At 61.4% G+C, this 25510-nt stretch carries 22 protein-coding genes and 1 pseudogene; 10 read left to right on the top strand and 13 right to left on the bottom strand.

Going from position 1 to position 25510, the window contains the following annotated elements; all coding sequences use genetic code 11:
* Position 1 precedes the first annotated feature (1 nt).
* The 5 genes from rplC to creB all read right to left on the bottom strand — a co-directional run bounded on the left by rplC (position 2) and on the right by creB (position 5034).
* On the bottom strand, positions 2 to 658 hold the full coding sequence (rplC, locus tag JAB1_RS03935; protein ID WP_010394393.1) for a 50S ribosomal protein L3: 657 nt from the start codon (positions 656 to 658) through the stop codon (positions 2 to 4).
* Between the two features lie 325 nt (positions 659 to 983).
* The gene (locus JAB1_RS03930) at positions 984 to 1172 is read right to left on the bottom strand and encodes a hypothetical protein (RefSeq protein WP_034778275.1); all 189 of its coding nucleotides are present in this window, start codon (positions 1170 to 1172) and stop codon (positions 984 to 986) included.
* Between the two features lie 240 nt (positions 1173 to 1412).
* Entirely contained in the window at positions 1413 to 2804 is a 1392-nt protein-coding gene (creD, locus tag JAB1_RS03925) for a cell envelope integrity protein CreD (protein ID WP_070278909.1), read from the bottom strand.
* An 86-nt stretch (positions 2805 to 2890) separates the two neighbouring features.
* Positions 2891 to 4312, bottom strand: coding sequence for a two-component system sensor histidine kinase CreC (creC, locus tag JAB1_RS03920; RefSeq protein ID WP_070278907.1), 1422 nt, complete (start codon positions 4310 to 4312; stop codon positions 2891 to 2893).
* Positions 4309 to 5034, bottom strand: coding sequence for a two-component system response regulator CreB (creB, locus tag JAB1_RS03915; RefSeq protein ID WP_070279010.1), 726 nt, complete (start codon positions 5032 to 5034; stop codon positions 4309 to 4311). Before creB ends, creC begins: the two co-directional genes overlap by 4 nt.
* A gap of 176 nt (positions 5035 to 5210) precedes the next feature.
* Here creB and JAB1_RS03910 point away from each other — a divergent pair, with 176 nt between their 5' ends.
* Positions 5211 to 5759, top strand: a complete 549-nt coding sequence (locus JAB1_RS03910; protein ID WP_070259510.1) for a tetratricopeptide repeat protein — start codon at positions 5211 to 5213, stop codon at positions 5757 to 5759.
* Between the two features lie 19 nt (positions 5760 to 5778).
* Here the strand turns inward: JAB1_RS03910 and JAB1_RS03905 are convergent, their stop codons facing one another.
* The 6 genes and pseudogenes from JAB1_RS03905 to rpsL form a co-directional block, all read right to left on the bottom strand.
* Positions 5779 to 6624: a DUF817 domain-containing protein gene (locus tag JAB1_RS03905; RefSeq protein WP_070278905.1), complete on the bottom strand. Its 846-nt coding sequence runs from the start codon at positions 6622 to 6624 to the stop codon at positions 5779 to 5781.
* 215 nt (positions 6625 to 6839) lie between these two features.
* On the bottom strand, positions 6840 to 7157 hold the full coding sequence (gene rpsJ, locus JAB1_RS03900; RefSeq protein WP_010394389.1) for a 30S ribosomal protein S10: 318 nt from the start codon (positions 7155 to 7157) through the stop codon (positions 6840 to 6842).
* Between the two features lie 179 nt (positions 7158 to 7336).
* Positions 7337 to 8527, bottom strand: coding sequence for an elongation factor Tu (gene tuf / locus JAB1_RS03895; protein WP_034753125.1), 1191 nt, complete (start codon positions 8525 to 8527; stop codon positions 7337 to 7339).
* 72 nt (positions 8528 to 8599) lie between these two features.
* Positions 8600 to 10713, bottom strand: a pseudogene (gene fusA / locus JAB1_RS03890) (elongation factor G).
* Between the two features lie 108 nt (positions 10714 to 10821).
* Positions 10822 to 11292 carry a 30S ribosomal protein S7 gene (gene rpsG, locus JAB1_RS03885; RefSeq protein ID WP_010394377.1) on the bottom strand — a complete coding sequence of 157 codons (471 nt, stop codon included), beginning with the start codon at positions 11290 to 11292 and terminating at the stop codon, positions 10822 to 10824.
* Between the two features lie 152 nt (positions 11293 to 11444).
* Positions 11445 to 11828, bottom strand: coding sequence for a 30S ribosomal protein S12 (rpsL, locus tag JAB1_RS03880; RefSeq protein WP_010394376.1), 384 nt, complete (start codon positions 11826 to 11828; stop codon positions 11445 to 11447).
* A 425-nt stretch (positions 11829 to 12253) separates the two neighbouring features.
* Between rpsL and JAB1_RS03875 the strand changes: the two genes are divergently transcribed.
* A complete protein-coding gene (locus JAB1_RS03875) occupies positions 12254 to 14179 on the top strand; it encodes a phosphoethanolamine transferase (protein WP_070278903.1) in 1926 nt (641 codons plus the stop codon).
* A 9-nt stretch (positions 14180 to 14188) separates the two neighbouring features.
* On the opposite strand, the gene JAB1_RS03870 is transcribed toward JAB1_RS03875, so the two are convergent.
* The gene (locus tag JAB1_RS03870; protein ID WP_254671968.1) at positions 14189 to 15775 is read right to left on the bottom strand and encodes a DNA mismatch repair protein MutS; all 1587 of its coding nucleotides are present in this window, start codon (positions 15773 to 15775) and stop codon (positions 14189 to 14191) included.
* Positions 15776 to 15961: 186 nt separating this feature from the next.
* Here JAB1_RS03870 and JAB1_RS03865 point away from each other — a divergent pair, with 186 nt between their 5' ends.
* The 8 genes from JAB1_RS03865 (at position 15962) to JAB1_RS03830 (ending at position 24878) form a co-directional block, all read left to right on the top strand.
* Entirely contained in the window at positions 15962 to 17227 is a 1266-nt protein-coding gene (locus JAB1_RS03865; protein WP_070278900.1) for an efflux RND transporter periplasmic adaptor subunit, read from the top strand.
* A 24-nt stretch (positions 17228 to 17251) separates the two neighbouring features.
* Positions 17252 to 17965: an ABC transporter ATP-binding protein gene (locus JAB1_RS03860; protein WP_070259929.1), complete on the top strand. Its 714-nt coding sequence runs from the start codon at positions 17252 to 17254 to the stop codon at positions 17963 to 17965.
* An 8-nt stretch (positions 17966 to 17973) separates the two neighbouring features.
* Positions 17974 to 19296 carry an ABC transporter permease gene (locus JAB1_RS03855; protein WP_070278898.1) on the top strand — a complete coding sequence of 441 codons (1323 nt, stop codon included), beginning with the start codon at positions 17974 to 17976 and terminating at the stop codon, positions 19294 to 19296.
* A gap of 28 nt (positions 19297 to 19324) precedes the next feature.
* Positions 19325 to 20563 carry an FtsX-like permease family protein gene (locus JAB1_RS03850; RefSeq protein ID WP_070278896.1) on the top strand — a complete coding sequence of 413 codons (1239 nt, stop codon included), beginning with the start codon at positions 19325 to 19327 and terminating at the stop codon, positions 20561 to 20563.
* 28 nt (positions 20564 to 20591) lie between these two features.
* On the top strand, positions 20592 to 21944 hold the full coding sequence (locus JAB1_RS03845) for a sigma-54 dependent transcriptional regulator (RefSeq protein WP_070278894.1): 1353 nt from the start codon (positions 20592 to 20594) through the stop codon (positions 21942 to 21944).
* Between the two features lie 14 nt (positions 21945 to 21958).
* Positions 21959 to 23275 carry a PAS domain-containing sensor histidine kinase gene (locus tag JAB1_RS03840; RefSeq protein ID WP_070279009.1) on the top strand — a complete coding sequence of 439 codons (1317 nt, stop codon included), beginning with the start codon at positions 21959 to 21961 and terminating at the stop codon, positions 23273 to 23275.
* Between the two features lie 239 nt (positions 23276 to 23514).
* Positions 23515 to 24039 carry an FxDxF family PEP-CTERM protein gene (locus tag JAB1_RS30085; RefSeq protein WP_034783275.1) on the top strand — a complete coding sequence of 175 codons (525 nt, stop codon included), beginning with the start codon at positions 23515 to 23517 and terminating at the stop codon, positions 24037 to 24039.
* A gap of 59 nt (positions 24040 to 24098) precedes the next feature.
* On the top strand, positions 24099 to 24878 hold the full coding sequence (locus tag JAB1_RS03830) for a spermidine synthase (protein ID WP_070278892.1): 780 nt from the start codon (positions 24099 to 24101) through the stop codon (positions 24876 to 24878).
* Between the two features lie 11 nt (positions 24879 to 24889).
* On the opposite strand, the gene JAB1_RS03825 is transcribed toward JAB1_RS03830, so the two are convergent.
* Positions 24890 to 25495: a hypothetical protein gene (locus tag JAB1_RS03825; RefSeq protein ID WP_070278890.1), complete on the bottom strand. Its 606-nt coding sequence runs from the start codon at positions 25493 to 25495 to the stop codon at positions 24890 to 24892.
* Between the last annotated feature and the right edge of the window lie 15 nt (positions 25496 to 25510).

The following is a 25510-nucleotide window of genomic DNA, read 5'->3' as shown; positions in this document are numbered from 1 at the left end:
TTTAAGCTCCCTTCTTGGCTTTGGTTTTGATGGCTGGCGAGACAACTACCTGGCCATTTTTCGCACCTGGAATCGCGCCTTTGACCAGCAACAGCTGACGGTCGGCATCGATACGGGCGATCACGAGGTTCTGGATCGTACGGTTAACGTCACCCAGATGACCGGTCATGCGCTTACCAGGGAAAACGCGACCTGGATCTTGTGCCATACCGATGGAACCTGGAACGTTGTGCGAACGCGAGTTACCGTGCGTTGCACGGCCAGAAGCGAAGTGGTAACGTTTGATAACGCCTGCATAGCCTTTACCGATGGTAACGCCTTGCACGTCGATCTTTTGACCGACTTCGAACAGGGAAGCAGCGACAACATCGCCAGCTTTCAGTTCAGCGGCTTTAGCAGCGTCGACACGGAACTCTTTCAACAGAGTACCGGCTTCAACACCAGCTTTAGCGTGATGACCAGCAACAGCTTTGGTCACGCGGGAAGCGCGACGTTGACCGAATGCGACCTGAACAGCGGAGTAACCATCTGTTTCAGGGGTTTTGATTTGCGCAACACGGTTGTTCGATACGTCCAACACGGTGACCGGGATCGAATCCCCTTCATCCGTGAAAATGCGCATCATACCAACCTTGCGACCGAGAAGGCCTAGGCTCATTTTTTCTCCATTCCCACCTGCGATTGGGCGGGGCTTGTTTAACTACAAAGTAACGTAGGACTCAAAAAAGACGAATCCATACCGAAGCCGGCTAGTATATAGCACAAAAACCCTTGACGCAACAAGTTAACACGAGGTATGTCAAAGTGTTGCGCGACGCCCCTGCGAGAGTTGTCGGCGGGCCTGAAAAACGCTGCCACAAGGCAATTAGACGGGCGCAAAGCACGGCGGCATGCGCCCTGGCGGGCGATGCCAGAAACATACAGGGCGCGCCGCGGCGTGCGCCCCCTGCCCTTCCCCATCCCGGGCGCGATGCCCGGGAAGCTTACTGCTGGCAGTTGCTCAGGCAATGCCCGTACAAGTCCTCGCAGATGGGGCTGCCACCGAGGTGCGCCCGGCAATTGGCCACTTTCTGTCCGCACTCGCTATAGCACTGCGTGACATCGCCGGCAGCAAATGCATACGAGGCGCTCAGGCCCAGCGCAAACAGGAAAGCCATCGTTTTCTTGATCATATTTCATCTCCGTTTTATCAGATGGAAGAACAACCAGGACGGCACGCCATCCTCGCACCGCCCCGGGCAGACGCCGCGGCGCCTGCCATTACTTAAAAAGCAATGCCAATAGAATACCGTAAACAATACCAACCAACTACCAATTATCGGTGCCGCACGTGTCCCACCAAAAAAACAGCCCGGACACGTCACCGTCCGGGCTGGCTGCAAGCATCGCGGCGCATGGCGCCCGCATAGCCCCTACTCTTGCGGCACTCCTTTGCCAATCTGATACCAGTCCACCTTGCGCGTTGCCACCATGATGACTGCCAGCACGGCGAACAACAGAATGCTGCCCATCACCAGCGCATTGTTTTCCGAGCTGAGCAAGCCATACAGGGCGCCATACAGCAAGGTCAGGGCCACGCCGAAGCCGATGCCGCGCCACATGTTGTGCAGCACGTGCACCAGATAGAAGCTGGTCAGGGCGATACAGGCGGCGCTGGCGGCCAGATAGGCGGCGAGGAAGGCGATGTGCTCGGCCAGCCCCACCAGCAGCAGGAAGAAGATCACCAGCGACAGGCCCACCAGCAAATACTGCACCGGGTGGATCGGCAGGCTCTTCAAAATTTCAAAGATGAAGAAGGCGGCAAAGGTCAGCGCCACGAACAGCAAGCCATATTTCGTGGCCCGGTCCGATTGCGAATACACGTTCACCGGCTCGATGAAACCGACACTGAAGCGGTCCACCTGGCCCAGCGGTGCACTGTCGGGCACCTTGAATTCTCCCTCGATGGAGCTCAGCTGCGTTTGCGCATTGGTGGCCAGCGACGAGATATTCCACGCCACATTGAAACCACTGGCATCGATCTGGCGATTCTTCGGCGACGGCAGGAAGCGCCCGCCAAATTGCGGATGGGGCCAGTTCGACTTGATCTGGATCTGGCTGTTCTTGGCCACCGGCACGAAGTGCTGGCGTTCGATGCCATCGAGGCCCAGGTCAAAGCTGAAGCGCACCTGCTGCGCCGCCGCCAGTGGCATGGCACCCAGCGGCGCGTGCAGGCCGCTGCGGAAGGCAAACAGGTCGGTACCCTGCTCGAACTCGATCTTTTGTCCGCCCCAGTCGATTTTCGGGATATTGCGGATGCCGCGCACGTCCTCGATGGACAAGGCCACGAAAGGCGCACCGACGGTCACGCGCGAATCCGGCGACTTGCGCGGCAGCTGGCTGCTGGCCGGCACCGTGAAGTCCCCCTTGAAGGCGTGCTGGCCGCTGTAGACCAGCACCTGGTGGATGCCGCGGTAGCGGCGGTCCGTCTCGATATTGCCGTTGATCTGCAGGTCGTTCGGATACACGAGCAAGCGGCGCTGCACCGTGCGGCGCAGCAACTCCGTGCGCACGGGTAACTTCACTTCCTTGTCATCGCCCTTGGCTACCTCCACGCGCTCTTCATACTGCTCCGTGTAGGGAATCACCAGAATGGGGCCGATGATGGTTTGTTCGCGCACCGAATCGGCGGCGATGCTGTTGACGGCTTCCTGGCGGAATTCCATCCGCTCCTTGATCGTTTCCTGAATCATCAGCAAAGGCAGGCCGATCAGCAGCATCAGGCCGAACACGATCAACGCTTTGACTAAGAGAGTTTTTTGCATGGCGTATCCTTGAAGTAAGGTGGCCAGTGTAAAAAAACTGTATGCGCTGACGATGCAGTCCGTGTGAAGCCGGCAAATAAAAAGCGCTAGGCTATTGACAGGCACAGGCGCGCGCAGGCGCCTCCTTCCGCATGATTGAGCACCTCGACCGTGCCGCCATGCAGGGAAGCCACTTCGCGCACAAAGGGCAGGCCCAGGCCCGTGCTCTTGCCGGCGCTCGGGCGCGGCAAGGAATAAAAGCGCTCGAAGACGCGCTCGATCGCATACGCGGGGATGCCCTCGCCCCGGTCGCGCACGGCAATTTCCACCTGGATGCCCTGGCGCCGCGCCGTCAGGTCGATGCAGCTGCCCGGTGGCGCAAAGCCGACCGCGTTGTCGAGCAAATTACCCAGCGCCTGGCGCAGCAGCAGGGCATCCCCGGCCACATTCGCCTCGTCGGCCTGCAGCTGCAGGCGCACGCCGCGCGCCGCCAGGGTGGCGGCCGCGTCCTGCGCCACTTGCGCCAGCAGGGGCGCCAGCGCGATGCGCTCGGGGTTATCCAGGCGCTGCTGCTTTTCCACGCGCACGAGGGCCAGCAGCTTGTCGATCAGTTGCCGCTGGCGCGCATTCTGTTCCAGGATACTGGCCAGGAACCGGCGGCGCTCGGCCGGCGGCATGTCTTCCTGCAGCAGCTCGGCCGAGGCCTGGATGGCGGCGATCGGGCTTTTCAATTCATGCGCCAGCGTGTGCATCAATTGCTCCACATATTCCTTGCCCTCCAGGCGCGTGCGCATCGCCTCCAGGGCGCGTCCCAGGGTGCCGATCTCGTTCTTGCCCAGCGCCGGCAGCGCCACCTTGCGGCCCGCCTCCACGTCGCCGATGTAATGCATCAGCTTGCCCAGCGCATGGTGCAGCCACCAGGCGAATGCCAGGCCGATCAGCAGCGACAGCAGCAACAGCACGGCGCCACGCTGCAGTATCTTGCGCTGGCTGCGCTCGACAAATGCTTGCACGCTGGCATTCGGCTTGGCCACCGTGAGCACGCCGATCACCTCATTGCCGTCGCGAATCGGCGCGGCCACGTGCATCACCGTCGACATCTCGTCATCCGGCCGGCTGCGCGTGCTGCGCGCGCCATACTTGCCCTGCAAGGTGAGATACACGTCATTCCAGCGCGAATAGTCGCGCCCCACGTCGCGCCCGCTGGAATCGAACAGCACGATGCCGTGCCGGTCCGTGATGGTGATGCGGTAATCGAGCGTGCGCTTGCGCACGCCATTGATATTGACGTCCACGCCATGGCGCGCGTAATCCTGCATGCGTTCGGCCACGGGCGACTGCGCCAGCGTGCCCGCCTTCAGGTCGGGCGCCACCAGGCTGGCCAGCAGTTGCGAGGTATCGACCAGCGTGTCTTCCAGGGTCGAGCGCACGCCGGGCTTGACCTGCTCCATGAAGACATTCAACAGGAACCACGCGGCCAGGCCGACGATCAGGAAGTAGCCAAGCAGGATGCGCAGGCCGATCTTCATGCGCCAGCCAGGCTGTAGCCGAGGCCACGGTGGGTGTGGATCGGGTCGACCTGCGCATCGACGGCGCGCAGCTTGGCGCGCAAGGATTTGACATGCGCATCGACGGTACGCTCGAGCGTGTCGGGCGCACCGCTCCACACGCGCTCCATCAGCTGCGCGCGCGACAGCACGTGGCCCGGATGCTCGAGCAAGGTTTTCAACAGCAGGTATTCATAGCGGGTCAGGTCCAGCGGCTGGCCGTGAAATAGCACTTTCGCCTCCAGCGCGCGCAATTCAAAGCGTGCCGGCACGGTCACGGCAGCGGCTATCGTCATGCCAGTCTCGCGGGGCACCTGAACGACGCCGGCGCGGCGCAGGATGACGCGGATGCGCGCCACCAGTTCGCGCGGCGAAAACGGTTTGGTGACGTAATCATCGGCGCCGATTTCCAGGCCGACGATGCGGTCGATCTCGTCGCTGCGGGCCGTCAGGAAGATCACCGGCACCTCGGAAAATTGGCGCAGCCGGCGGCACACTTCCAGCCCGCTCATGTCGGGCAAGCCCACGTCGAGCACCACCAGAACGGGCATCTGCGCGGCTTCGCCGGGCGTTGGACGCAGCGCGGCCAGGGCGTGCTCGCCCAACATCACATGGCGCGGCGTAAAGCCGTCCGTGCGCAAGGCATAGGCGATGCTGTCGGCAATCGCCTGTTCATCTTCCACGATCAGGACAGTCTTGGACATGGCGGCGGCACGCATTAATGGACAGACCCGGAGTATCCCTGAAGCACGCAAGCGGCGTCAATCGCGCACCTTGCCGCGCGCTGGCGAAAAGCCGCCCAGCCCCAAAAAACTTATAGTATATTTATCATGGCATGACTCCACCGATACACCGTGTTTGACACCCGTCCGAGGAGACTATGAAGACCCATACCATCAGTTTGCTATGCGCTGTCAGCCTGCTGGCCGCCTGTGCGGCGCCAGCGACGATCACCACCTCCAATGAACAGCAAGACGCCTGCAACGCGGCCGAACTCAAAGGCCAGTTTGGCGAAGCGGAGCTGGCTTGCGTAAAAGCGCTGCAGAGCGCCGAGCAAGCCGGGGCCAGCGCGGATATCCTCTCGCAGCGCCAGTACAACCTGGGCCGCGTCAAGCGCTTGCAGGGCAAGAATGCCGAAGCGGAGCAGCTGTACCGGCAAGCGCTGGCCACGGAAGAAACGGCGCAGCCACGCAGCGATGCGCGCGTCGGCCGCCGCATGGTGGAACTGGCGTCGGCGCTGGCCGCGCAAGGCAAATGGCAGGAAGGCACGGGCTATCTGGAACGCGTGCTGCCGCTGCTGCCGAAGCTGTCGCCCGCCTCGCGCACGTATTCGGCGGAAGTGCTGCGCCAGTACGCCAGACAGCTGCAAGGCGGCCCGCAGGCGGCGCTGGGCGCACGCTTTGAAGCCGTCGCGGCCAGCCTGCAATAAGCAACTCCCGGAGCCCGGCCTACGGCTGGGCGACGTGGATGCTGGCCTTGATGTGCTTGAGGTGGGCCACGATGGTGAACGTCATCACCACCAGCAGCGACCATGAACTCCATTTGCTGACATGCACCACCGACCAGGCGCCAAGCTGGTTCGGATAGCGCCACACGCCCCAGAAGGTGCTGATGTTTTCAGCCAGCCAGATAAAGAAGCCGACCAGCACGAAACCGAGCAGCAAGGGCATGCTGCGGTCGCGGTCGAGGGGGCGGAACACCACGGTGGTGCGCGCATACAAGCCCAGCGCGCAGGCAGCCAGGTACCAGCGGTAATCGCCGATGTAGTGATGCGTGAAGAAGTTGGCGTAGATCAGCAACGCGATCAGCACCGCCATCCAGTACGGCGGATGGTGGCGGATCCGCATGTCGAGCAGGCGCCAGGTCTGGATGATGTAGCTGCCGACGGCCGCATACATGAAGCCGGAAAACAGGGGGACGCCGAACACCTTGCTGTAGGCAAAGTCGGGATAACTCCACGACTGGATCGTGCCCGACACCTTGAACACCTCCAGTGCAAAGCCGACCGCATGAAACAGGCAGATGGCTTTCAGTTCATCCCACGTTTCCAGTCCGCTCCACAGCATCGCGCCCTGGATCGCCAGCGCCGCCAGCAGCAGCACGTCATAGCGCGGCAGGCCGAACAGGCCGGCGCGCGGCACCAGGAACACGGCAGCGAAAAACAGTCCCACAAACAGGCACGACCTCGCCTCCTTGATGCCGAAATACAAAAATTCGGTCAGGAAGCGCGGCCAGCCGCGCAAGCGGTTACGGGGTGTGGCGTTTAACAGGTGGGCATCGAGGGCATTAAGCATGCAGCAACTTTATCGGCCGCCCGCGGCACTGTAAAGCGATTTTGCACGCACGCGCCGGGTCCGCCCGTGTTGGGCATGCACCAATAGCAATGGGGCCGGGCGCACTCACAATCGTGAGCAGGCCCGGCCCCATCATCAGGCAGCGGGACACCCCGCCGGCCTGGAACAGCTGTCAACACCTGATGCTACGGTATTGTCAGCTGCCCTTGAAACTATTATTGCAGTTTGATTTCGACATCAACACCAGCTGGCAGGTCCAGCTTCATCAGCGCGTCAACGGTTTTATCCGTTGGGTCAACGATGTCCATCAGGCGTTGGTGCGTACGGATCTCGAACTGATCGCGCGAAGTTTTGTTGACGTGCGGGGAACGCAGCACATCGAAACGCTGAATACGGGTAGGCAGTGGTACTGGGCCTTTGACGACAGCGCCGGTGCGCTTCGCGGTTTCAACGATTTCCAGAGCGGACTGGTCGATCAGTTTGTAATCGAAAGCCTTCAGGCGGATACGGATTTTTTGGTTTGGTGCCGACATGATATTTCCTTAAAAGAACGAACCGCGCGGTCTGCACGGCAATGAGGTCATACGGGAATTTCTGACGCAACAACCGTCAGGGTCGACATGATAGCACCAAAATGCTTGCCAACCCCGGCAGTTGAATAAAAAGAAGGGCGCCGGGCGACGACGCGTCTTCTTTTATGCAGGCTTAAGAATTAAGCCAGGATTTTTGCAACAACACCAGCGCCGACGGTACGGCCGCCTTCGCGGATAGCGAAGCGCAGACCTTCTTCCATCGCGATCGGGTTGATCAGCTTGACGGTGATCGACACGTTATCGCCTGGCATGACCATTTCTTTGTCTGCTGGCAACTCGATCGAACCGGTTACGTCCGTCGTACGGAAGTAGAACTGTGGACGATAGTTGTTGAAGAATGGCGTATGACGGCCGCCTTCGTCTTTCGACAGAACATAGATCTCGCCGGTGAAGTGTGCATGCGGCTTGATCGAGCCTGGTTTTGCCAGAACTTGACCACGTTGCACGTCTTCACGCTTGGTGCCGCGCAGCAGCAGACCAACGTTGTCGCCAGCTTGACCTTGGTCCAGCAGTTTGCGGAACATTTCCACGCCGGTGCAAGTCGTTTTGACGGTATCGGTGATACCGACGATTTCGATCTCTTCGCCGACTTTAACAATGCCGCGCTCGATACGACCGGTCACAACGGTACCGCGACCCGAGATCGAGAACACGTCTTCCACTGGCATCAGGAAAGCACCATCAACAGCGCGCTCTGGCGTTGGGATGTATGCATCCAGCGCATCGGCCAGACGCAGCACTGCGTCAACGCCCATTTCGCCTTCTTTGCCTTCCAGCGCCATACGTGCCGAACCTTTGATGATTGGCAGGTCGTCGCCTGGGAATTCGTACTTCGACAACAGCTCGCGCACTTCCATTTCAACCAGTTCCAGCAGCTCTGCGTCGTCGACCAGGTCGCACTTGTTCAGGAACACGATGATGTATGGAACGCCAACTTGGCGGGCCAGCAGGATGTGTTCGCGGGTCTGTGGCATTGGGCCGTCAGCTGCGGAGCACACCAGGATCGCGCCGTCCATCTGGGCAGCACCGGTAATCATGTTTTTGATGTAATCGGCGTGGCCTGGGCAGTCAACGTGCGCGTAGTGACGCGTTTCCGTTTCGTACTCGACGTGGGCCGTGTTAATCGTGATACCGCGCGCTTTTTCTTCTGGTGCTGCATCGATCTGGTCGTATGCTTTAGCTTCGCCGCCGAATTTCTTCGACAGAACCGTTGCGATTGCAGCGGTCAGCGTGGTTTTACCGTGGTCGACGTGGCCGATGGTGCCGACGTTGACGTGCGGCTTGGTCCGTTCGAATTTACCTTTTGCCATTTTATTCTTCCTTAGAACAATGATTTAAATGTAGGGACCGGCATTCTCGTGAAAGCCGGCCCGGAACTTCTATTACTTAGCTTTCGAGCTTACGATTGCTTCAGTCACATGCTTAGGTGCTTCAGCATAGTGCTTGAATTCCATCGTGTAAGTCGCACGACCTTGGGTCGACGAACGCAACGACGTGGCGTAACCGAACATTTCCGACAGAGGCACTTCGGCCTTGATGATCTTGCCGCCACCGCCAGCAATTTCATCCATACCTTGCACCATGCCGCGACGCGACGACAGATCGCCCATCACGGTACCGGCGTAGTCTTCCGGCGTTTCCACTTCCACGGCCATCATCGGCTCCAGGATGACTGGCGATGCTTTGCGGCAGCCATCTTTGAATGCCATCGAAGCGGCCATGCGGAATGCATTTTCGTTCGAGTCAACATCATGGTACGAACCGAAGAACAGCGTGACTTTAACGTCAACGACTGGGTAGCCAGCCATCACGCCCGAAGTCAGCGTGTCGCGCACACCTTTTTCAACTGCAGGGATGTATTCGCGAGGAACGGTACCGCCCTTGATCGCGTCAACGAATTCGAAGCCCTTGCCCGGTTCTTGCGGTTCGATCTTCAGAACCACGTGACCGTATTGACCACGACCACCCGATTGCTTGACGAATTTGCCTTCCGACTCTTCGCACACTTTACGGATCGTTTCGCGGTAAGCCACTTGTGGCTTGCCGACGGTCGCTTCAACGTTGAACTCACGCTTCATGCGGTCAACGATGATGTCCAGATGCAACTCGCCCATACCGGCGATGATGGTCTGGCCCGATTCTTCATCGGTACGCACGCGGAACGATGGATCTTCTGCTGCCAGACGGTTCAGCGCCAGGCCCATTTTTTCCTGGTCGGCCTTGGTTTTTGGCTCGACTGCCTGCGAAATCACTGGCTCAGGGAAGACCATGCGCTCCAGAACTACGCTGGCTTTTTCGTCGCAAAGCGTATCGCCAGTGGTGGTGTCTTTCAGACCCACAACGGCGGCGATGTCGCCAGCGCGCATTTCCTTGATTTCTTCGCGTTCGTTCGCTTGCATCTGCACGATACGGCCGATACGCTCTTTCTTCTGCTTCACGGAGTTCAACACCGAGTCGCCCGAATTCAGGGTACCCGAGTAGCAACGGATGAAGCACAACTGGCCCACGAACGGATCGGTTGCGATCTTGAACGCCAAAATGCCGAAAGAAAATATTTCTCATTGTCGTCAGCTGCGCGCTCGACTGGCTGCTCGTCCTCGTCCAGACCTGGGACAGGTGGAATGTCGATTGGCGATGGCAGGTACTCGATGACCGCGTCCAACATGGCTTGCACGCCCTTGTTTTTAAAGGCGGTACCGCACAACATTGGAACGATTTCGCTGGCGATGGTACGCTGACGCAGGGCAGCCTTGATCTCTTCTTCCGAGAGGTCGCCTTCTTCCAGGTACTTGTTCATCAGGTCTTCCGACGCTTCAGCAGCGGCTTCAACCATGTTTTCGCGCCACTTGGCAGCATCAGCGGCCAGGTGTGCAGGAATGTCGCCGTATTCAAACTTCATGCCTTGCGAAGCGTCGTCCCAGATAACCGCTTTCATCTTGACCAGATCGATAACACCGGTGAAGACGTCTTCAGCGCCGATAGGCATCTGAATAGGTACTGGGTTGGCTTTCAGACGCGAACGCATCTGATCGTAGACCTTGAAGAAGTTGGCGCCGGTACGGTCCATCTTGTTCACGAAGGCCAGACGTGGCACTTTGTACTTGTTAGCCTGACGCCATACCGTTTCCGATTGTGGCTGCACGCCGCCGACTGCACAGTAAACCATGCAGGCGCCATCCAACACGCGCATCGAACGTTCCACTTCAATGGTGAAGTCAACGTGGCCTGGGGTGTCGATGATGTTGATGTGGTGAGCTGGGAAGTTGTTAGCCATGCCTTTCCAGAAGCACGTAACAGCAGCCGAGGTAATCGTGATACCGCGCTCTTGCTCCTGTGCCATCCAGTCGGTGGTGGCAGCGCCATCATGGACTTCGCCCAGCTTGTGGTTCACGCCTGTGTAGAACAGGACGCGCTCGGTCGTGGTCGTCTTACCTGCATCGATGTGAGCGGAGATACCGATATTACGATAGCGCTCAATGGGGGTCTTGCGGGCCATAATTAATCCTAAATGAATGGACAAAACCGAGCAGCATTTTTTTGCAAAAATGAGCCCGGCCTCGAACAACAGATGCTTGACAGCCGCCTTGCGGTAGCTGGCTTTATATTAGAAGCGGAAATGCGAGAACGCTTTGTTCGCTTCAGCCATACGATGGACTTCGTCGCGTTTTTTCATCGCGCCGCCGCGGCTTTCAGCCGCTTCCATCAGCTCACCGCCGAGGCGTTGTGGCATCGATTTTTCGCTGCGCTTGTTAGCAGCTTCACGCAACCAACGCATGGACAGAGCCATACGACGGACTGGGCGAACTTCAACCGGCACCTGGTAGTTTGCACCACCGACGCGACGGGATTTCACCTCAACCAACGGCTTGGCGTTGTTGATTGCGGTAGCAAAAACTTCGAGTGGATCTTTACCCGATTTTGCTGCGATGTGCTCGAAAGCACCGTAGATGATGTTTTCTGCAACCGATTTCTTACCGGACAGCATCAGCACGTTTACAAATTTAGCGACATCAGTGTTGCCGAATTTTGGATCTGGCAAAATTTCGCGCTTGGGTACTTCACGACGACGTGGCATATCAATTCCTTTCAATCTTCAGTTGAGCGCGCGTTCTTCGCACACTCGCGGACGACCATCATAGTCCTCCACTTACTCGACCAGATGCGGTCGACTACATTCACTTAGCTAGTTGCCACTGAGCGAAACTTGGGTTTGCTGCGTACAACTTATTACTTCTTGCCTGCTTTAGCGCGCTTGGTACCGTACTTCGAACGCGATTGCTTACGGTCTTTAACGCCTTGGGTATCCAGGGCACCGCGAACCATGTGGTAACGCACACCCGGCAAATCCTTAACGCGACCGCCGCGCAGCAGCACAACACTATGCTCTTGCAGGTTATGGCCTTCACCGCCAATGTACGAAATGACTTCGAAACCATTGGTCAGACGAACTTTAGCGACTTTACGCAGAGCCGAGTTTGGCTTCTTTGGAGTCGTGGTGTAAACACGTGTGCAGACGCCACGTTTTTGCGGGCTGTTTTCCAGCGCCGGCGATTTGCTCTTCACGGTCAAAGCGACGCGTGGATTGCGAATCAATTGATTGATGGTTGGCATCGTTATAAATCCAACAAAAAACTACGATTAATAACCCGGGCAAGATGCCCGGCGACTAAAACCTCGTCCCGCTTTCATCTACTGCGCACCGGAGGCGCCCGCAGCCACTCGATAAGGAGCGGCCATGAAATGCCAAGCAATACGTAAACGATGAGCAGAATAAAATCGAGAACTCGCTAGTTTAGACCTTGTGTTACAGGGGGTCAATCAGTTTACCGCTTTTTGCTATAAAAAAAGGCAAAAAAGAGGCGCTTTTGTGGCATTTTGACTAATCTTTGGCCGCAGCGCGCGGACGCCGGCGCTACGCGGCAATTGATGATTTGACATTCTTTCTCTGCGGCCAAGCACCGGACGCGCACATTCTTGTATGACCGCAAGATAACAAAAGGATTGATAATAGCGGACATTTTTCGCTGCCCTCCCTTATGCGCTCCTTGCTTCGCCCCGCCAATCTGTTCCTGCTCCTGACGTATGCCTTGCTGACGGCCGTGCCCTTCATTCCCGCGCTGCTGGGGCGCGCCCCCGAGCATCCCTGGCAGATACTCACCTTCGAGCTGCTGGCCTGGCTGGCCGTCTGGAGCGTGTTCAAGCGCCCCGCGTATTTCCACTGGCTGCTGGTGCCTGCCTTCCTGGCCCTGCCGACGGAAATCTACCTGTTCATCTTCTATGGCCAGGGCATTTCCACGCACCACCTGGGCATCATCTTTGAAACCAGCCCCAAGGAAGCGATGGAATTCCTCGGGCAAAAAGTGTGGCTGATGGGCGCCGTCATGCTGGGCGTGATCGCCTGGTGCCTGCTCGGCTGGTATGCGGCCACACGCACGCGCGACCTCGACTGGCGCGGCAAGACGCGCCCGGCCGCCTTCGTGCTGCTGATCCTGCTGGGCGGCTTCTGGTGGTATGGCTATGAATTCGGTTTCGAGGCCAAGGTCCTGCACAGCACCATCGCACCGGCCAAGGCCAGCGGGCCGGCGGTCAGCGGCAAGGCAGGCGCCTCCGGCTTCGGCGACGCCAGCTCGGCCGACGATGAAACGGCCGAGGAAGACGAGGAAAGCAGCAAGCCGGAAAACGCCAGCATCGCCGGCGCCGACGAGACGGGCCTGGGCTGGCCCAGCCTGCCCCACTGGGCGCGCCTGCCCTACGCCTTCGACACTGTCAGCAACTCCTGGCCTTTCGGCCTGGCCGCGCGCGGCTTCGATTTCTACAAGGAGCGTCGCTACCTGGCCGAGCTGGGACAGAAAAGCAGCAGCTTCCGTTTCGGCGCGCACCAGCAGCAACCCGATCCCCATCCGGAAGTGGTGGTCATGGTAATCGGTGAATCGTCGCGCTACGACCGCTGGAGCCTGAACGGCTATGAACGCGACACCAATCCCCTGCTGAAGCAGGAAGCCAACCTGGTGCCGCTGGCCGACGTCATCACGGCCGTTTCCGCCACGCGCCTGTCCGTACCCGTCATCATCTCGCGCAAGCCGGCCACGCAAAGCCTCAAGGATGGCTTCTCGGAGAAATCCTTCCTCACCGCCTACAAGGAAGCGGGCTTCAAGACCTACTGGCTGTCGAACCAGATTTCGTTCGGCCAGTTCGACACGCCCGTCTCCGTCTTTGCCAAGGAAGCGGACGTGGTGCAATTCCTGAACCTGGGCGGCTTTACCAACAATTCAAACTTCGACCAGATCCTGTTCGACCCGTTCAAGAACGCGCTGGCCGACCCGGCGCCGAAAAAACTCATCGTGCTGCACACCCTGGGCAGCCACTGGAACTACAGCCAGCGCTATCCGAAAGCGTTCGACAAGTGGCAACCGTCGCTGTTCGGCGTCGACAAGCCCGTCTACACGGACACGGCCATCAAGCCGCAGCTGAACAACAGCTACGACAGTTCCATCCTGTACACGGACTGGTTCCTGTCGAACGTGATCGGCATGCTGAAGGACGATGGCCAGCGCACCGCCCTGCGCAGCTCGCTCGTCTATGTGGCCGACCATGGCCAGACCCTGTACGACGGCACCTGCCGCCTGGCCTTCCACGGCCACAACACACAGTTCGAATTCCACGTGCCCGCCTTCGTCTGGTACTCACCGCAGTTCCAGCGGCACTATCCGGACAAGGTGACACAGCTGCAGCGCCATCAAAAGGCGCGCCTGTCGACGGAAAACATGTTCCATACGCTGCTCGACCTGGGCGACATCCGCTTCGCCGGCGAACAGCCCGAGTGGAGCATCGCCAGCCCCCGCTTCAAGCAGCACAAGCGCTACGTCGACAGCTACGGCTGGACCAACTACGACAACGCCATCATCCGCGGCGATTGCCGCGAAGTGATCGACAAGAGCACGCCGGAAAAGCAGGACAAATAAGCGCGGCCATCAGGCCCGTTCGAGCACGCCGCCGCAGTCGGCCGGCTGCGCCATGTGCGTGCTGAGCCAGTCGAAGACGCGCCCGGCCTTGTCTGCGATACCGGCGTCAAAGCCGCGCTGCGCCAGCAGGGCGATGCCATTCGTGGCCTGCAGCACGCCCGGCGCCAGCAGCAGCGCGCCGGCGTCATCGCGGCCCACGCACCACGGCGCCAGACAGTCTTCCAGCAGCGGCCCCAATACCAGATTGTGCGACGAGACGATCACCAGGTGGCGCGCGGCCAGGGAATGCAGCACGGCGGCGGCCGCCGCCACGGATTCGAGGTGGTTCGTGCCGCGGAAGATTTCATCGATCAGGAACAGCGCCGGCGCGCCCTTCTCGGCCAGCGCCAGCAATTCGCGTGCACGCCGCAATTCGGCGATATATAGACTTTCGCCGCCGTCGAGCGAATCGTCATTCTGCATGCTCGCATACACGGCCAGGCGCGGCACATCAGCACTGTCCGCATAACAGAAGCCAAAGGCCCGCGCACAGACCAGGTTCAAGCCTATGCAACGCAGCAAGGTACTCTTGCCGATGCCGTTCTGGCCGGAGATGAAGCCCCCCTTGCCCTGCACGCCGAACGACAACGGCGCAGCGTTCTCCAGCAAGGGATGCAGCATGCCCCGCAAGGCCAGCGCGCGCGGTGCCGCAATGCCCGCCCAGCAAAACACGGGGGCCGCATGCAATTGCCGCGCCAGCGCCAGGTCCGCTTCCAGCTGGGCCACCTGGGTAAAGCTATCGCGCAGGAAGGGCAACTGCTGCGCCACCAGTTGGCGCGTGCGGAAATAGCGCTTGACGTTTTTCAGCAGGAGCCAGTCGCCATATTCGACCAGCAGCGTATCGATGAAGGGCACGTAATGCAGCAGCGAGCGCTCGATGGCGCGCGTCAGCTTGGCCGCCTGCGCGCTGCCGGCAGCCAATGGCAAGGCTGCCGGTACATCGAGCCGCATCAGCGCGGCACGGGTTTTCAGCAGATGGCGCAAGGTATCGAGCGTACGTTCCCATAGCTTGGCGCTTTCGTAAAAACGCACCTGCACGGTCATCAGCGCAACACAGGCGGCCAGCACGCCAAACAGCGCCGGCCAACCTGCCAGCCAGCTGGCGGCGATGGTCAGCAGCAAGGCCAGCGGCACCAGCCATAGCCAGGCACTCCACCATGGCGCCGCTGCCAGCGCCGCACCGAACAGGGTCTCGCTCACTTCCGTATCGGCCTGGCGCAAGGGCAGGCAGGCGCGCTGCAGGCTCGCCGCCTGGGCCGGGTCGTCCAGCAATCGCTGGACGCGCGCAATGGAGCCAGGATCGGCCTGGCCGCCGCTCAGGCGTCGGTGCAGCTCCTGCTGGCCAAAGATGCTGGTCTCGCGCGCCAGTTGCGACGCGTACTGGTCGAGCAACAGTTCGTTCCAGGTCTGACCATCGAGCGATGGCGCCTCGCCCGTCAGCCGCTGCAGCATCGCCACGTCGCTGCGCGCAAAAGGATAATCGAGCGCTGGCGCAAAGGCACGGGCAGGGAAAATTTGCTGGAAAAACGGATGCATGGCGCCTTGGGGAGGAGTCAAAAAAGAGTCGCCACAGCAGATGCAGGCGATTGCCAATTTATCAAGTGGAACCTGCGCGGACGGACACGCTGGACGGCGCGGACACGGCGGACAGCCGGACGCCAGAATTTTTCCCGATTCAAATCAAGGACTTAACAACTGGCATGGATCGTGCATTAAAAACGATATCCTTCACGAGACCTGACCATGATCCGCGATACATCCTCCCAAGACGCCGTACTGTCCGCCCCGCCGGGCCAGCGCCACAAGAAACGCGCCCTGCTGCTGGCCGGCGCCGCCGTCGTCATCGGCGCCGCCATCGCTGCCGTAGCCGGCTGGCGCAACAGCGAGCATTCCGTCAATTCCGACCGCCTGCGCATCGCCGACGTCACGCGCGGCACCCTGATCCGCGACGCCGCCGTGAACGGACGCGTGGTGGCCGCCATCAGCCCCACGCTGTATTCGACCACCGTGGCCACCGTCACGCTGAAAGCGAAGGCCGGCGACACCGTCAAAAAGGGGGATATCCTCGCCGTGCTGGAATCGCCCGACCTGTCGGACGCGCTGAAACGCGAGCAGTCGAGCGTGCAGCAGCTGGAAGCGGAAGTGGCGCGCCAGCAGATCCTGGCCAAGAAACAGAAACTGCTGGCCCGGCGCGAAGCGGATACGGCGGAAATCGAGCGCCTGTCCGCCCAGCGCACGCTGGAGCGCTATGAAAGCGTGGCGCAGGTGGGCATCATTGCCAAGATCGATTACCAGAAGGCCAAGGATGCCTTGAATTCCGCCGAGATCCGCAGCAAGCACGCTTCGCAGGCGGCCGGCCTGGAAGGCGAAGACGTGACCCTGGCGCTGAAGACCCGGGTCAACGAACTGGAACGCCAGCGCCTGAGCCGCGACAACGCGCAGCGCAGGGTCGACGAGCTGACCGTGCGCGCGCCCGTCAATGGCTTCATCGGCACGCTGTCGGTGGCCAACCGTAGCGTGGTGCAGGCCAACACGGCCCTGATGACCCTGGTCGACCTGTCGCAGCTGGAAGTGGAGCTCGAGGTGCCGGAAACGTATGTGGCCGACATCGGCCTGGGCATGAGCGCCGAGATCGAGACGGGCGCCATCAAGGCGACCGGCAAGCTGTCGGCGCTGTCGCCCGAAGTGGTCAAGAACCAAGTGCTGGCGCGCGTGCGCTTCAACGGCGAACAGCCGGCCGGCCTGCGCCAGAACCAGCGCGTCTCGGCACGCCTGCTGATCGACGAGCGGCCCAATGTGCTGATGCTGGCGCGCGGTTCCTTCGTCGAAGCGGAAGGCGGACGCTTTGCCTACGTGGTGCGCGATGGCGTGGCCGTCCGCACGCCCATCAAGCTGGGCGCCACCAGCATCTCTGCCGTCGAGATTCTCGGCGGCCTGAAACTGGGCGACAAGGTGGTGGTCGCCGGCACGGAAAATTTCGCGAACGCGGCCCGCGTCGCACTCAATTAATTTCAGTCAACAAGGAGGCTTCCCATGCTGCGCATGCAAAACCTGAGCAAGATCTACCGCACCCACATGATCGAAACGCACGCGCTGCGCGGCTTCGAGATCCACGTCCGCCAGGGCGAATTCGTCACCGTCACGGGACCGTCCGGCTCCGGCAAGACAAGCTTCCTGAACATCGCCGGCCTGCTCGAGGAATTCACGGATGGCGAATACATCCTCGACGGCGTCAACGTCAGGGGCATGGACGACAATGCCCGCTCGCGCCTGCGCAATGAAAAACTCGGCTTCATCTTCCAGGGTTTTAATCTGATCCCCGACCTGTCGCTGTTCGACAATGTCGACGTGCCGCTGCGCTACCGGGGTTTCAACCGCGCCGAACGCAAGGAGCGCATCGAGGAGGCGCTGGCCAAGGTGGGCCTGGCGTCGCGCATGAAGCACTATCCGGCCGAATTGTCGGGCGGCCAGCAGCAGCGCGTGGCCATCGCGCGCGCACTGGCCGGCTCGCCGAAACTGCTGCTGGCCGATGAACCGACGGGCAACCTGGACACGCAGATGGCGCGCGGCGTGATGGAGCTGCTGGAAGAAATCAATGCGCAAGGCACCACCATCCTGATGGTCACGCACGATCCGGAACTGGCGCTGCGCAGCCAGCGCAATGTGCACATCATCGACGGCCAGGTGTCGGACCTGGTACAGCATGGCGCCACGCTGTCGCTCAAGCCGCAGCACGCGACCGCCTAGGAGCCGCCATGTTCCACTACTATTTCAAGCTGGGCCTGCGCAACCTGCGCCGCAATCCCGCCCTGACGGCGCTGATGGTGCTGACCCTGGCCGTCGGCGTGGCCGCCAGCGTGGCCACCGTCACCATCCTGCACGCGATGTCGGGCGATCCACTGCCGCACAAGAGCGACCGCCTGTTCGTGCCGATGATCGATGTAGTTCCCTTGAAAGGCTATACGCCGGGCACCAAACCCAGCTTTGGCCAGTCACAGCTCGCCTATACCGATGCGAAGAACTTCATGGCCAGCAAGATGGGCATCCGCCGCAGTGTCATGTACGGCGTGGCCGGCCCCGTGGAGCCGGCGCGCAGGGACCTCGGCGCCTTCCGGGCCCAGGGCCTGGCCCCCACGCGCGATTTCTTCGCCATGTTTGAAGTACCGTTCCTGTATGGCCAGCCATGGAGCGAGGCCGACGACGCCAGCGGCGCCGACGTCATCGTCCTGAGCCGCGCCCTGGCGGAAAAGCTGCTGGGCACAGTCAATCCCGTGGGCCAGCGCGTGACGGTGCTGGGACGCCCCTATCTGGTCAGCGGCGTGCTCGATCGCTGGGATCCCGTGCCGCGCGTGCACCGCATCATCGGCAGCAAGGGCGCCTTTGGCACGGAAGATGAATTCTTCATTCCGTTTGCCAGTGCCATCCGCCACGAAACGGGACATGACGGCGGCATGGCCTGCAGCGGCGTCGAGCGCAGCCCCGGTTACCAGGGTATCCTGGCATCGGACTGCACCTGGCTGCAATTCTGGTTTGAAATGGCCAGCGCCGGCGAACGCAGCGACTTGCAGGCTTATCTCGACAGCTATGCGGCCGAACAGCGCAAGCTGGGCCGCATGCCACGCCATGCGCCCAACATGCTGTACGACGTCAGGCAGTGGCTCGATTTCCTCAACGTGGTCGACAACGACAACAAGCTGGCTGCCTGGCTGGCCTTCGGCTTCCTGCTGCTCTGCCTGGTCAACACCATCGGCCTGCTGCTGGCCAAGTTCTCCGCGCGGGCGGCGGAAGTCGGCATCCGCCGCGCACTGGGCGCCACGCAGCGCGACATCTTCCGCCAGTTCCTGATCGAGACCGGCGTCATCGGCCTGGCCGGCGGCGTACTGGGCCTGTTGCTGGCCTATGCCGCCCTGGCCGTGGTGAGCGCGCAATCGAGGGAGCTGGGCACCGTGGCGCACCTGGATGTCCCGATGCTGCTGCTGACGTTTGCCGTTTCCGTACTGGCGGCCTTGCTCGCAGGGCTGTTGCCCACCTGGCGCGCCTGCCAGGTCACGCCGGCGATGCAGCTCAAATCCCAATGACACCCACCTTTTCACAATGAGGCCCCACATGGAAATCCGCCCCATCCTGTCGGCGCTGATGCGCAACAAGACCGGCGCCGTGCTCGTCGCCGTGCAAGTTGCCATCAGCCTGGCCATCCTGGCCAACGCCTTGTACATCGTCAACCTGCGCCAGGCCATCGCCGCCCGTCCCACCGGCGTGGCGGCCGAAAACGACATCTTCTATGTCAAAGTCCAGAGCATGGACAAAGGCAGCCCGCAGCGCCAGATAGCCGAACAGAAGCGCCAGGCCGCGATACTGCGCGCCCTGCCGGGCGTGGTCTCCGTGGCGCAAACCACGCAGGCCGTGCTGTCGCGTTCCGGCAGCAGCACCAACGTCGCGGCCAAACGCGGACAGGCCGAGGCCAGCGCCGGCACCTCGATGTACGTCACGCCCGATTCGCTGGTCAGGACATATGGCCTGAAGCTGGTGGAAGGGCGCGATTTCCATCCCGACGAGGTCCCGGAAATCAATGAAGACGTCGATGAAAGCTTCCCCAAGGTGGTGATCGTGACGCGCGCCGCGGCGCAAAAAATCTGGCCAGGCGAAACCAGCTTTGTCGGCAAACCCCTGTTCAATGGCACCGGCGACAACGATGACGAGATGCGCGTGATCGGCGTGGTGGAACGGCTGCAGACGCAGGTCGGCCAGGTCAGCGCCCAGGGCGAGTATTCGATCATCCTGCCGGCGCGCCTGACGGGCGGGCGCGATTCGCTGCTATTTGCCGTGCGGGCAGAACCAGGCCAGCGCAACCGCCTGATGAAGGAGGCGGAACAAGCCATCCGCACGTCCAGCACCGAGCGCCTGCTGGTGCGCACGGATACCCTGGAGCAGCACCGCAAGACACGTTATCTGGCCGACCAGGGCTTGTCCTGGATGCTCATCGCCGTCAGCACCCTGCTGCTGCTGGTGACGGCCAGCGGCATCGTCGGCATCGCCAGCCTGTGGGTCTCGCAGCGGCGCAAGCAGATCGGCGTGCGGCGCGCGCTCGGTGCCCGCCGCATCGACATCCTGCGCTACTTCCTGACGGAGAATTTCATGATCACCAGCGTCGGCGTGGCGGCTGGCGTGGTGCTGGCGCTGGGCCTGAATCAGCTGCTGGTCAGCCAGCTGGAAATGGCGCGCCTGCCGCCCGGCTACCTGCTGGCCGGCGCGCTGGTATTCTGGCTGCTGGGCGTGGGCGCCGTGTATGGGCCAGCCTGGCGCGCGGCCAGTATTTCGCCGGCCACTGCCACGCGCAGTACCTGAGCCGGCACCTGAGTGATATGCTGCGCGCATGCCTACCGTACTGATTATTGACGACAATGCCGCCGTGGCCATCGCGCTGGACGTGCTGTTCTCCCTGCACGAGATCGACGCCGTGCGCGCCGCCTCGCCCGAGGAAGGCCTGCAGCTGCTCGAGCGCCACGCCATCGACCTGGTGGTGCAGGACATGAACTTCACGGCCGACACCACTTCGGGAGAGGAAGGCAGCGCGCTGTTCCACGCAATCCGCGCGCGCTACCCGGATCTGCCCGTGATCCTGCTGACGGCATGGACACAGCTCGACGCGGCCGTCGACCTGATCAAGTCCGGCGCGGCCGACTACCTGGCCAAGCCATGGGATGACCGGCGCCTGATCGCTTCCGTGCAGAACCTGCTGGAACTGGGACAGGCCAGCCACGCGCTGCGCCAGCGCGTGGTGGCCGAGCAGCGCCAGCGCCACGCGCTGGAAAAAGACTTCGACTTGCGCGGCATGGTGTGGCAAGACCCGGCCACGGAAAGAGTCGTACACCTGGCGTGCCAGGTGGCGCGGGCCGACGTGCCCGTGCTCATTTCGGGGCCGAACGGCAGCGGCAAGGAACGCATCGCCGCCATCGTGCAAGCCAATTCCCAGGTCGCCAGCGGCCCCTTCGTCGTGCTCAATTGCGGCGCCGTGCCGGTCGAGCTGATCGAGGCGGAACTGTTCGGTGCCGAGGCGGGCGCCTACACGGGCATCACGCGCGCGCGCGACGGCAAGTTCGACGCGGCCGACGGCGGCACCTTGTTCCTCGACGAGATCGGCAACCTGCCGCTGGCCGGGCAAATGAAACTGCTGCGCGTACTGGAAACGGGACGCTTCGAGCGCCTCGGCTCGAACCGCGAGCGGCAAGTGAAAGTGCGCGTCATCAGCGCCAGCAACGCCGACCTGCCGGCGATGATCAAGGCAGGCACGTTTCGCGAAGACCTGTTCTACCGCTTGAACGTGATCGAACTGCGCCTGCCGCCGCTGGCCCAGCGCCCGCTCGACATCCTGGTGCTGGCACAGCATTTCCTGGGCAGCGAAAAAACCCTGGACGCGCAAGCGCAGGCCACCCTGCTGGCGCACGGCTGGCCCGGCAACGTGCGCGAACTGAAAAACGTCATGCAGCGCGCCAGCCTGCTGACGGCCGGTCCCGTGATCCGCGCACAGGAAACGGGCTTGCCGCTGGCGGGTGTGCCATCGCTGCGCGCGCCGCAGGATGGCGCCGCGACGGAGCCGGACCGCGACAGCGTCACCGCGGCGCTCGCGCGCGCACACGGCGTGGTAGCGCAGGCGGCACAGGAACTGGGGCTGTCGCGCCAGGCGCTGTACCGGCGCATGGAACGCCTGGGCATCGCGCGCGGCTGATGGCCTACCGTCCCATGCGCCTTTCCCTGCTCACGCGCTGGACAGCGCTGATCGTCACCCTGCTGGTGCTGGGCATCGTCATCGCCCTGCTGCTCGCGCATTTTTTACCCGGCCAGCCGCTGCTGGTGCTGGCGGGTACCCTGCTGTGCGTGCTGCCGGTGGCCGTGATTACCATCCGCGCGCAGCTGCAAGCGATGCTGTCGCTGTTTCGCGCCTTGAGCGGCACCGTCGCCAGCTACCAGGACGGCGACTTCGGCTTCAGCCTGCGCTGGCCGCAGAACGACGAACTTGCCGACCTGGTGGCGGCCCACAATGCGCTGGGCGACGTGCTGCGCAAGCAACGCCTGGACCTGGTGCAGCGCGAACTGCTGCTCGACACCATGGTGCAAAACACGCCGGTGGCCATGCTGCTGGTGGCCGAGGGCAGCGCTATCATCTACGCCAACCTGGCCGCGCGCCAGTTGCTGCACCACGGCCGCCGGCTCGAGGGGCATCACCTGGCCGACATCGTGCAACAGGCGGCGCCGGCCCTGGCCGAAGCGCTGGCGCGCCGCAACGACGGCTTGTTTACCAGCGGCGAGGGGGAGCAGGAAGAGGTATATCATCTGGCGCGGCGCAGCTTCAGCCTGAACGGGCGCAAGCACGAACTGCTGCTGTTGCGCCAGCTGACCCTGGAACTGCGGCGCCAGGAAGTGCAGACCTGGAAAAAAGTCATCCGCGTCATCAGCCATGAACTGAACAACTCGCTGGCGCCGCTGGCCTCGCTGGCCCATTCCGGCGCCGAGCTGGTGCGCCGCGGCCAGACGGAGCGCCTGCCGCAAATCCTTGCCACCATCGAGGAACGCACGCGCCACCTGGAAACCTTCATCCTCGGCTATGCGCGCTTTGCCAAGCTGCCCGCGCCACGCCTGGCGCCGTGCGAGTGGCAGCCTTTTCTCGACAGCCTGGCCTCGCAGGCGGCCTTCGCGCTCGACTGCGTACCGCCCGCACAGGCAGCCGTGTTCGATGCGGCGCAAATGCAGCAGGCACTGTTGAACCTGCTCAAGAACGCGCTGGAATCCGGTTCGCGGCAAGAGCATATCGGCCTGCACGTCAGCCAGGCGCAAGGGCAGCTGCGCATCGAAGTGCGCGACCGCGGCCCGGGCATGAGCGGCGCCGTGCTGGAAAACGCGCTGGTACCGTTTTATTCCACCAAGCGCAGCGGCACGGGACTTGGCCTGGCGCTGGCGCGCGAAATCGCCGAAGCCCATGGCGGGCGCATCACCCTGGCCAACCGCGAAGGTGGCGGCCTGGCGGTGACATTGATTCTGCCCTTGCTGGACAGAAATTAGTTACTGGCGTAACGATTTTTTCATCACACGCTACGCAATTATTTTTCGGTATAATATTGACAATTAGAGTTTTTAATATTGCAACTTCATGAGCGCCATGCCCGTGTGTTAGAAATAAGCTATTTAAGTTTGCATAATGATATAAAAATAGCTCATTGACAATGAAATGTCCTGACGATAATTTATCTGAGCGGCACGGTTTTTTTTGAAACATTAATCGTTTTTTCGCGGGGATAAATATGAAACTGAAATCACTCATCGCAGCGGCGGTACTCGGTGCTGCCTCCATCGGCAGCGCCAGCGCCGCCGCCTACACCGTCAACCTCGTCAATACCACGGGCAATCTATGGACCAGCGGCTTCGACGCCGTACCCAGCCCGCTCGGCGACTTCACGGATACCTTTACGTTCACACCAAATGCGACCTTCGGTTCCACCGCGCAAGCCTTCCTGGCCAACCTGTCCGTCACGGGCTCGGACAGTTCCTCCATCAGCTTCAGCAGCGCCAACCTGAACGGCATTTCGTTGAGCGGCTTTGGCGGGCCCACCGTCTTTGGCTATGCCCAGGGTGAAATCCTGGCGCCGACGAGCGTTCTGTTCAATGGCCCGCTGGTTCTCACCGTCATGGGCAACACCAAGGGCGGCAGCTATGGCGGCGTCTTCAACCTGAACCTGGCGCCCGTTCCTGAACCGGAAACGTATGGCATGCTGCTGGCCGGCCTGGGCATACTGGGCTTCCTGGCACGACGCCGCAAGCAATCTTGAGCGCACCACCCAAAAGACGCTACGGCGTCTTTTTTTCACCCGGCTGCTAAACTGGCGCCATGACGACCGACTTTACCTCCACCAGCCATACCGCTTTCAGCCACCCGGGCCACCCGCCTGCCACCACCACCGAACACCGCGGCATCCGCTACCTGCACCTGGGAACCAAGTGGGTGCAGGGCGCCATGCGCCTGGACAAGCCAGATGCCATCGAGCTCGAATACGTGCAGATGATGATGATGTGGATGCTGTTCAAGACGCAGCCCAAACGCATCGTGCAGCTGGGACTGGGCAGCGCCGCGCTGACCAAATTCAGCTACCGCCGCTTCCCCGAGGCCACGGTCACGGCCATCGAACTCAATCCGAACGTGATCGCCATCTGTGGCGCCCAGTTCGCGCTGCCGCCGAACGACGCGCGCCTCGATGTGCGTGAAATGAATGCGCTCGACTTTGTGCTCGATCCTGCCAACCACGGCACGGTCGACGCGCTGCAAGTGGACCTGTACGACGAAGACGCGCGCGGTCCTGTGCTCGACACGCCAGAGTTCTACCAGGCTTGCCACGACTGCCTGGCCGACGACGGCATCATGTGCACGAATGTCTTCGGCGACTTCCCCAACTACGACAAGAATCTACAGGCGATGGAACTGGTTTTCGACGCCGTCGTCTGGGTGCCGGAAATGGAAGATGAAAACATCGTCGTGCTGGCCTTCAAAAAATCGCCATCGCTCGACTTCAGCGATTTATACGAACGCGCCGCCGCCATCAAGAAGCAGTTCAACCTGCCCGCCAAGAACTGGGTCAATGGCTTGAAGCAGTGGATGCAGGACCAGCAGTAAGCCATGCGATCTCATTCCAGGACAGGCTGCCAGTTTCCTGCGGCGCGATAAAACCCCAGGCTCTTGCCGCCGTTGAAGCGCGCGGCTTTCATCAGGCCAGCGAGCTCGCTGGAGATCAACAGGTCACCCGATTGCGCATCCCTGGCGATCTGCCTGGGCGCCAGTTCCTCGTCGCGCAAAAACGTCCGCGTGAAGTAGATGACGTTGCCCTTGTCATCTTTTTCCGCGATTGAACGTTCGAGGTCCACCATCTGTACGTGTTGCGTCGCATTCACGATGTAAAACGGCTGCTCCACAGGTTCACCGCCCGCCATGATGCAGGCGGGAGCGAGCAATTCCACGTCCTGGCCGGCGGCACCGGCAAGGAACCCGGCCAGACGGGCCGAGACCAGCGGCACGTCCCCCAGCAGCCACAGACAGTCATGTTTCAGGAGCCTTTCCCGGGTGCAGACGAAATGCACGGGGGGCCTGTCCATACCGAACGGATACGGAGCCCCCTGCAGCAGCGCCAGATAGTCGAAGTTCGATCCAGCCGTCTCATAGGATCCACCTTCCTTGTCGTAGGAGCCGATCAGTTTGTCATGGTAATCAACCGGGGCTTTCCAGCTCAGTATCATGGGTAGTCCTCTTCC

Origin of the sequence: Janthinobacterium sp. MP5059B, assembly GCF_001758645.1 — a bacterium.
GTDB classification, from domain to species: domain Bacteria; phylum Pseudomonadota; class Gammaproteobacteria; order Burkholderiales; family Burkholderiaceae_D; genus Janthinobacterium; species Janthinobacterium lividum.
This window is presented reverse-complemented; position numbering and strand designations above follow the sequence as displayed.

Bases quoted from the DNA above. Each gene is read 5' to 3' on its own strand.
- rplC (WP_010394393.1), bottom strand. From the start codon at position 658: ATGAGCCTAGGCCTTCTCGGTCGCAAGGTTGGTATGATGCGCATTTTC.
- JAB1_RS03865 (WP_070278900.1), top strand. From the start codon at position 15,962: ATGATCCGCGATACATCCTCCCAAGACGCCGTACTGTCCGCCCCGCCG.
- JAB1_RS03875 (WP_070278903.1), top strand. From the start codon at position 12,254: ATGCGCTCCTTGCTTCGCCCCGCCAATCTGTTCCTGCTCCTGACGTAT.
- JAB1_RS03840 (WP_070279009.1), top strand. From the start codon at position 21,959: ATGCGCCTTTCCCTGCTCACGCGCTGGACAGCGCTGATCGTCACCCTG.
- JAB1_RS03905 (WP_070278905.1), bottom strand. From the start codon at position 6,624: ATGCTTAATGCCCTCGATGCCCACCTGTTAAACGCCACACCCCGTAAC.
- JAB1_RS03930 (WP_034778275.1), bottom strand. From the start codon at position 1,172: ATGATCAAGAAAACGATGGCTTTCCTGTTTGCGCTGGGCCTGAGCGCC.
- JAB1_RS03910 (WP_070259510.1), top strand. From the start codon at position 5,211: ATGAAGACCCATACCATCAGTTTGCTATGCGCTGTCAGCCTGCTGGCC.
- JAB1_RS30085 (WP_034783275.1), top strand. From the start codon at position 23,515: ATGAAACTGAAATCACTCATCGCAGCGGCGGTACTCGGTGCTGCCTCC.
- JAB1_RS03855 (WP_070278898.1), top strand. From the start codon at position 17,974: ATGTTCCACTACTATTTCAAGCTGGGCCTGCGCAACCTGCGCCGCAAT.
- JAB1_RS03850 (WP_070278896.1), top strand. From the start codon at position 19,325: ATGGAAATCCGCCCCATCCTGTCGGCGCTGATGCGCAACAAGACCGGC.
- JAB1_RS03830 (WP_070278892.1), top strand. From the start codon at position 24,099: ATGACGACCGACTTTACCTCCACCAGCCATACCGCTTTCAGCCACCCG.
- rpsL (WP_010394376.1), bottom strand. From the start codon at position 11,828: ATGCCAACCATCAATCAATTGATTCGCAATCCACGCGTCGCTTTGACC.
- rpsG (WP_010394377.1), bottom strand. From the start codon at position 11,292: ATGCCACGTCGTCGTGAAGTACCCAAGCGCGAAATTTTGCCAGATCCA.
- rpsJ (WP_010394389.1), bottom strand. From the start codon at position 7,157: ATGTCGGCACCAAACCAAAAAATCCGTATCCGCCTGAAGGCTTTCGAT.
- JAB1_RS03860 (WP_070259929.1), top strand. From the start codon at position 17,252: ATGCTGCGCATGCAAAACCTGAGCAAGATCTACCGCACCCACATGATC.
- creB (WP_070279010.1), bottom strand. From the start codon at position 5,034: ATGTCCAAGACTGTCCTGATCGTGGAAGATGAACAGGCGATTGCCGAC.
- JAB1_RS03845 (WP_070278894.1), top strand. From the start codon at position 20,592: ATGCCTACCGTACTGATTATTGACGACAATGCCGCCGTGGCCATCGCG.
- JAB1_RS03825 (WP_070278890.1), bottom strand. From the start codon at position 25,495: ATGATACTGAGCTGGAAAGCCCCGGTTGATTACCATGACAAACTGATC.
- creD (WP_070278909.1), bottom strand. From the start codon at position 2,804: ATGCAAAAAACTCTCTTAGTCAAAGCGTTGATCGTGTTCGGCCTGATG.
- creC (WP_070278907.1), bottom strand. From the start codon at position 4,312: ATGAAGATCGGCCTGCGCATCCTGCTTGGCTACTTCCTGATCGTCGGC.
- tuf (WP_034753125.1), bottom strand. From the start codon at position 8,527: ATGGCAAAAGGTAAATTCGAACGGACCAAGCCGCACGTCAACGTCGGC.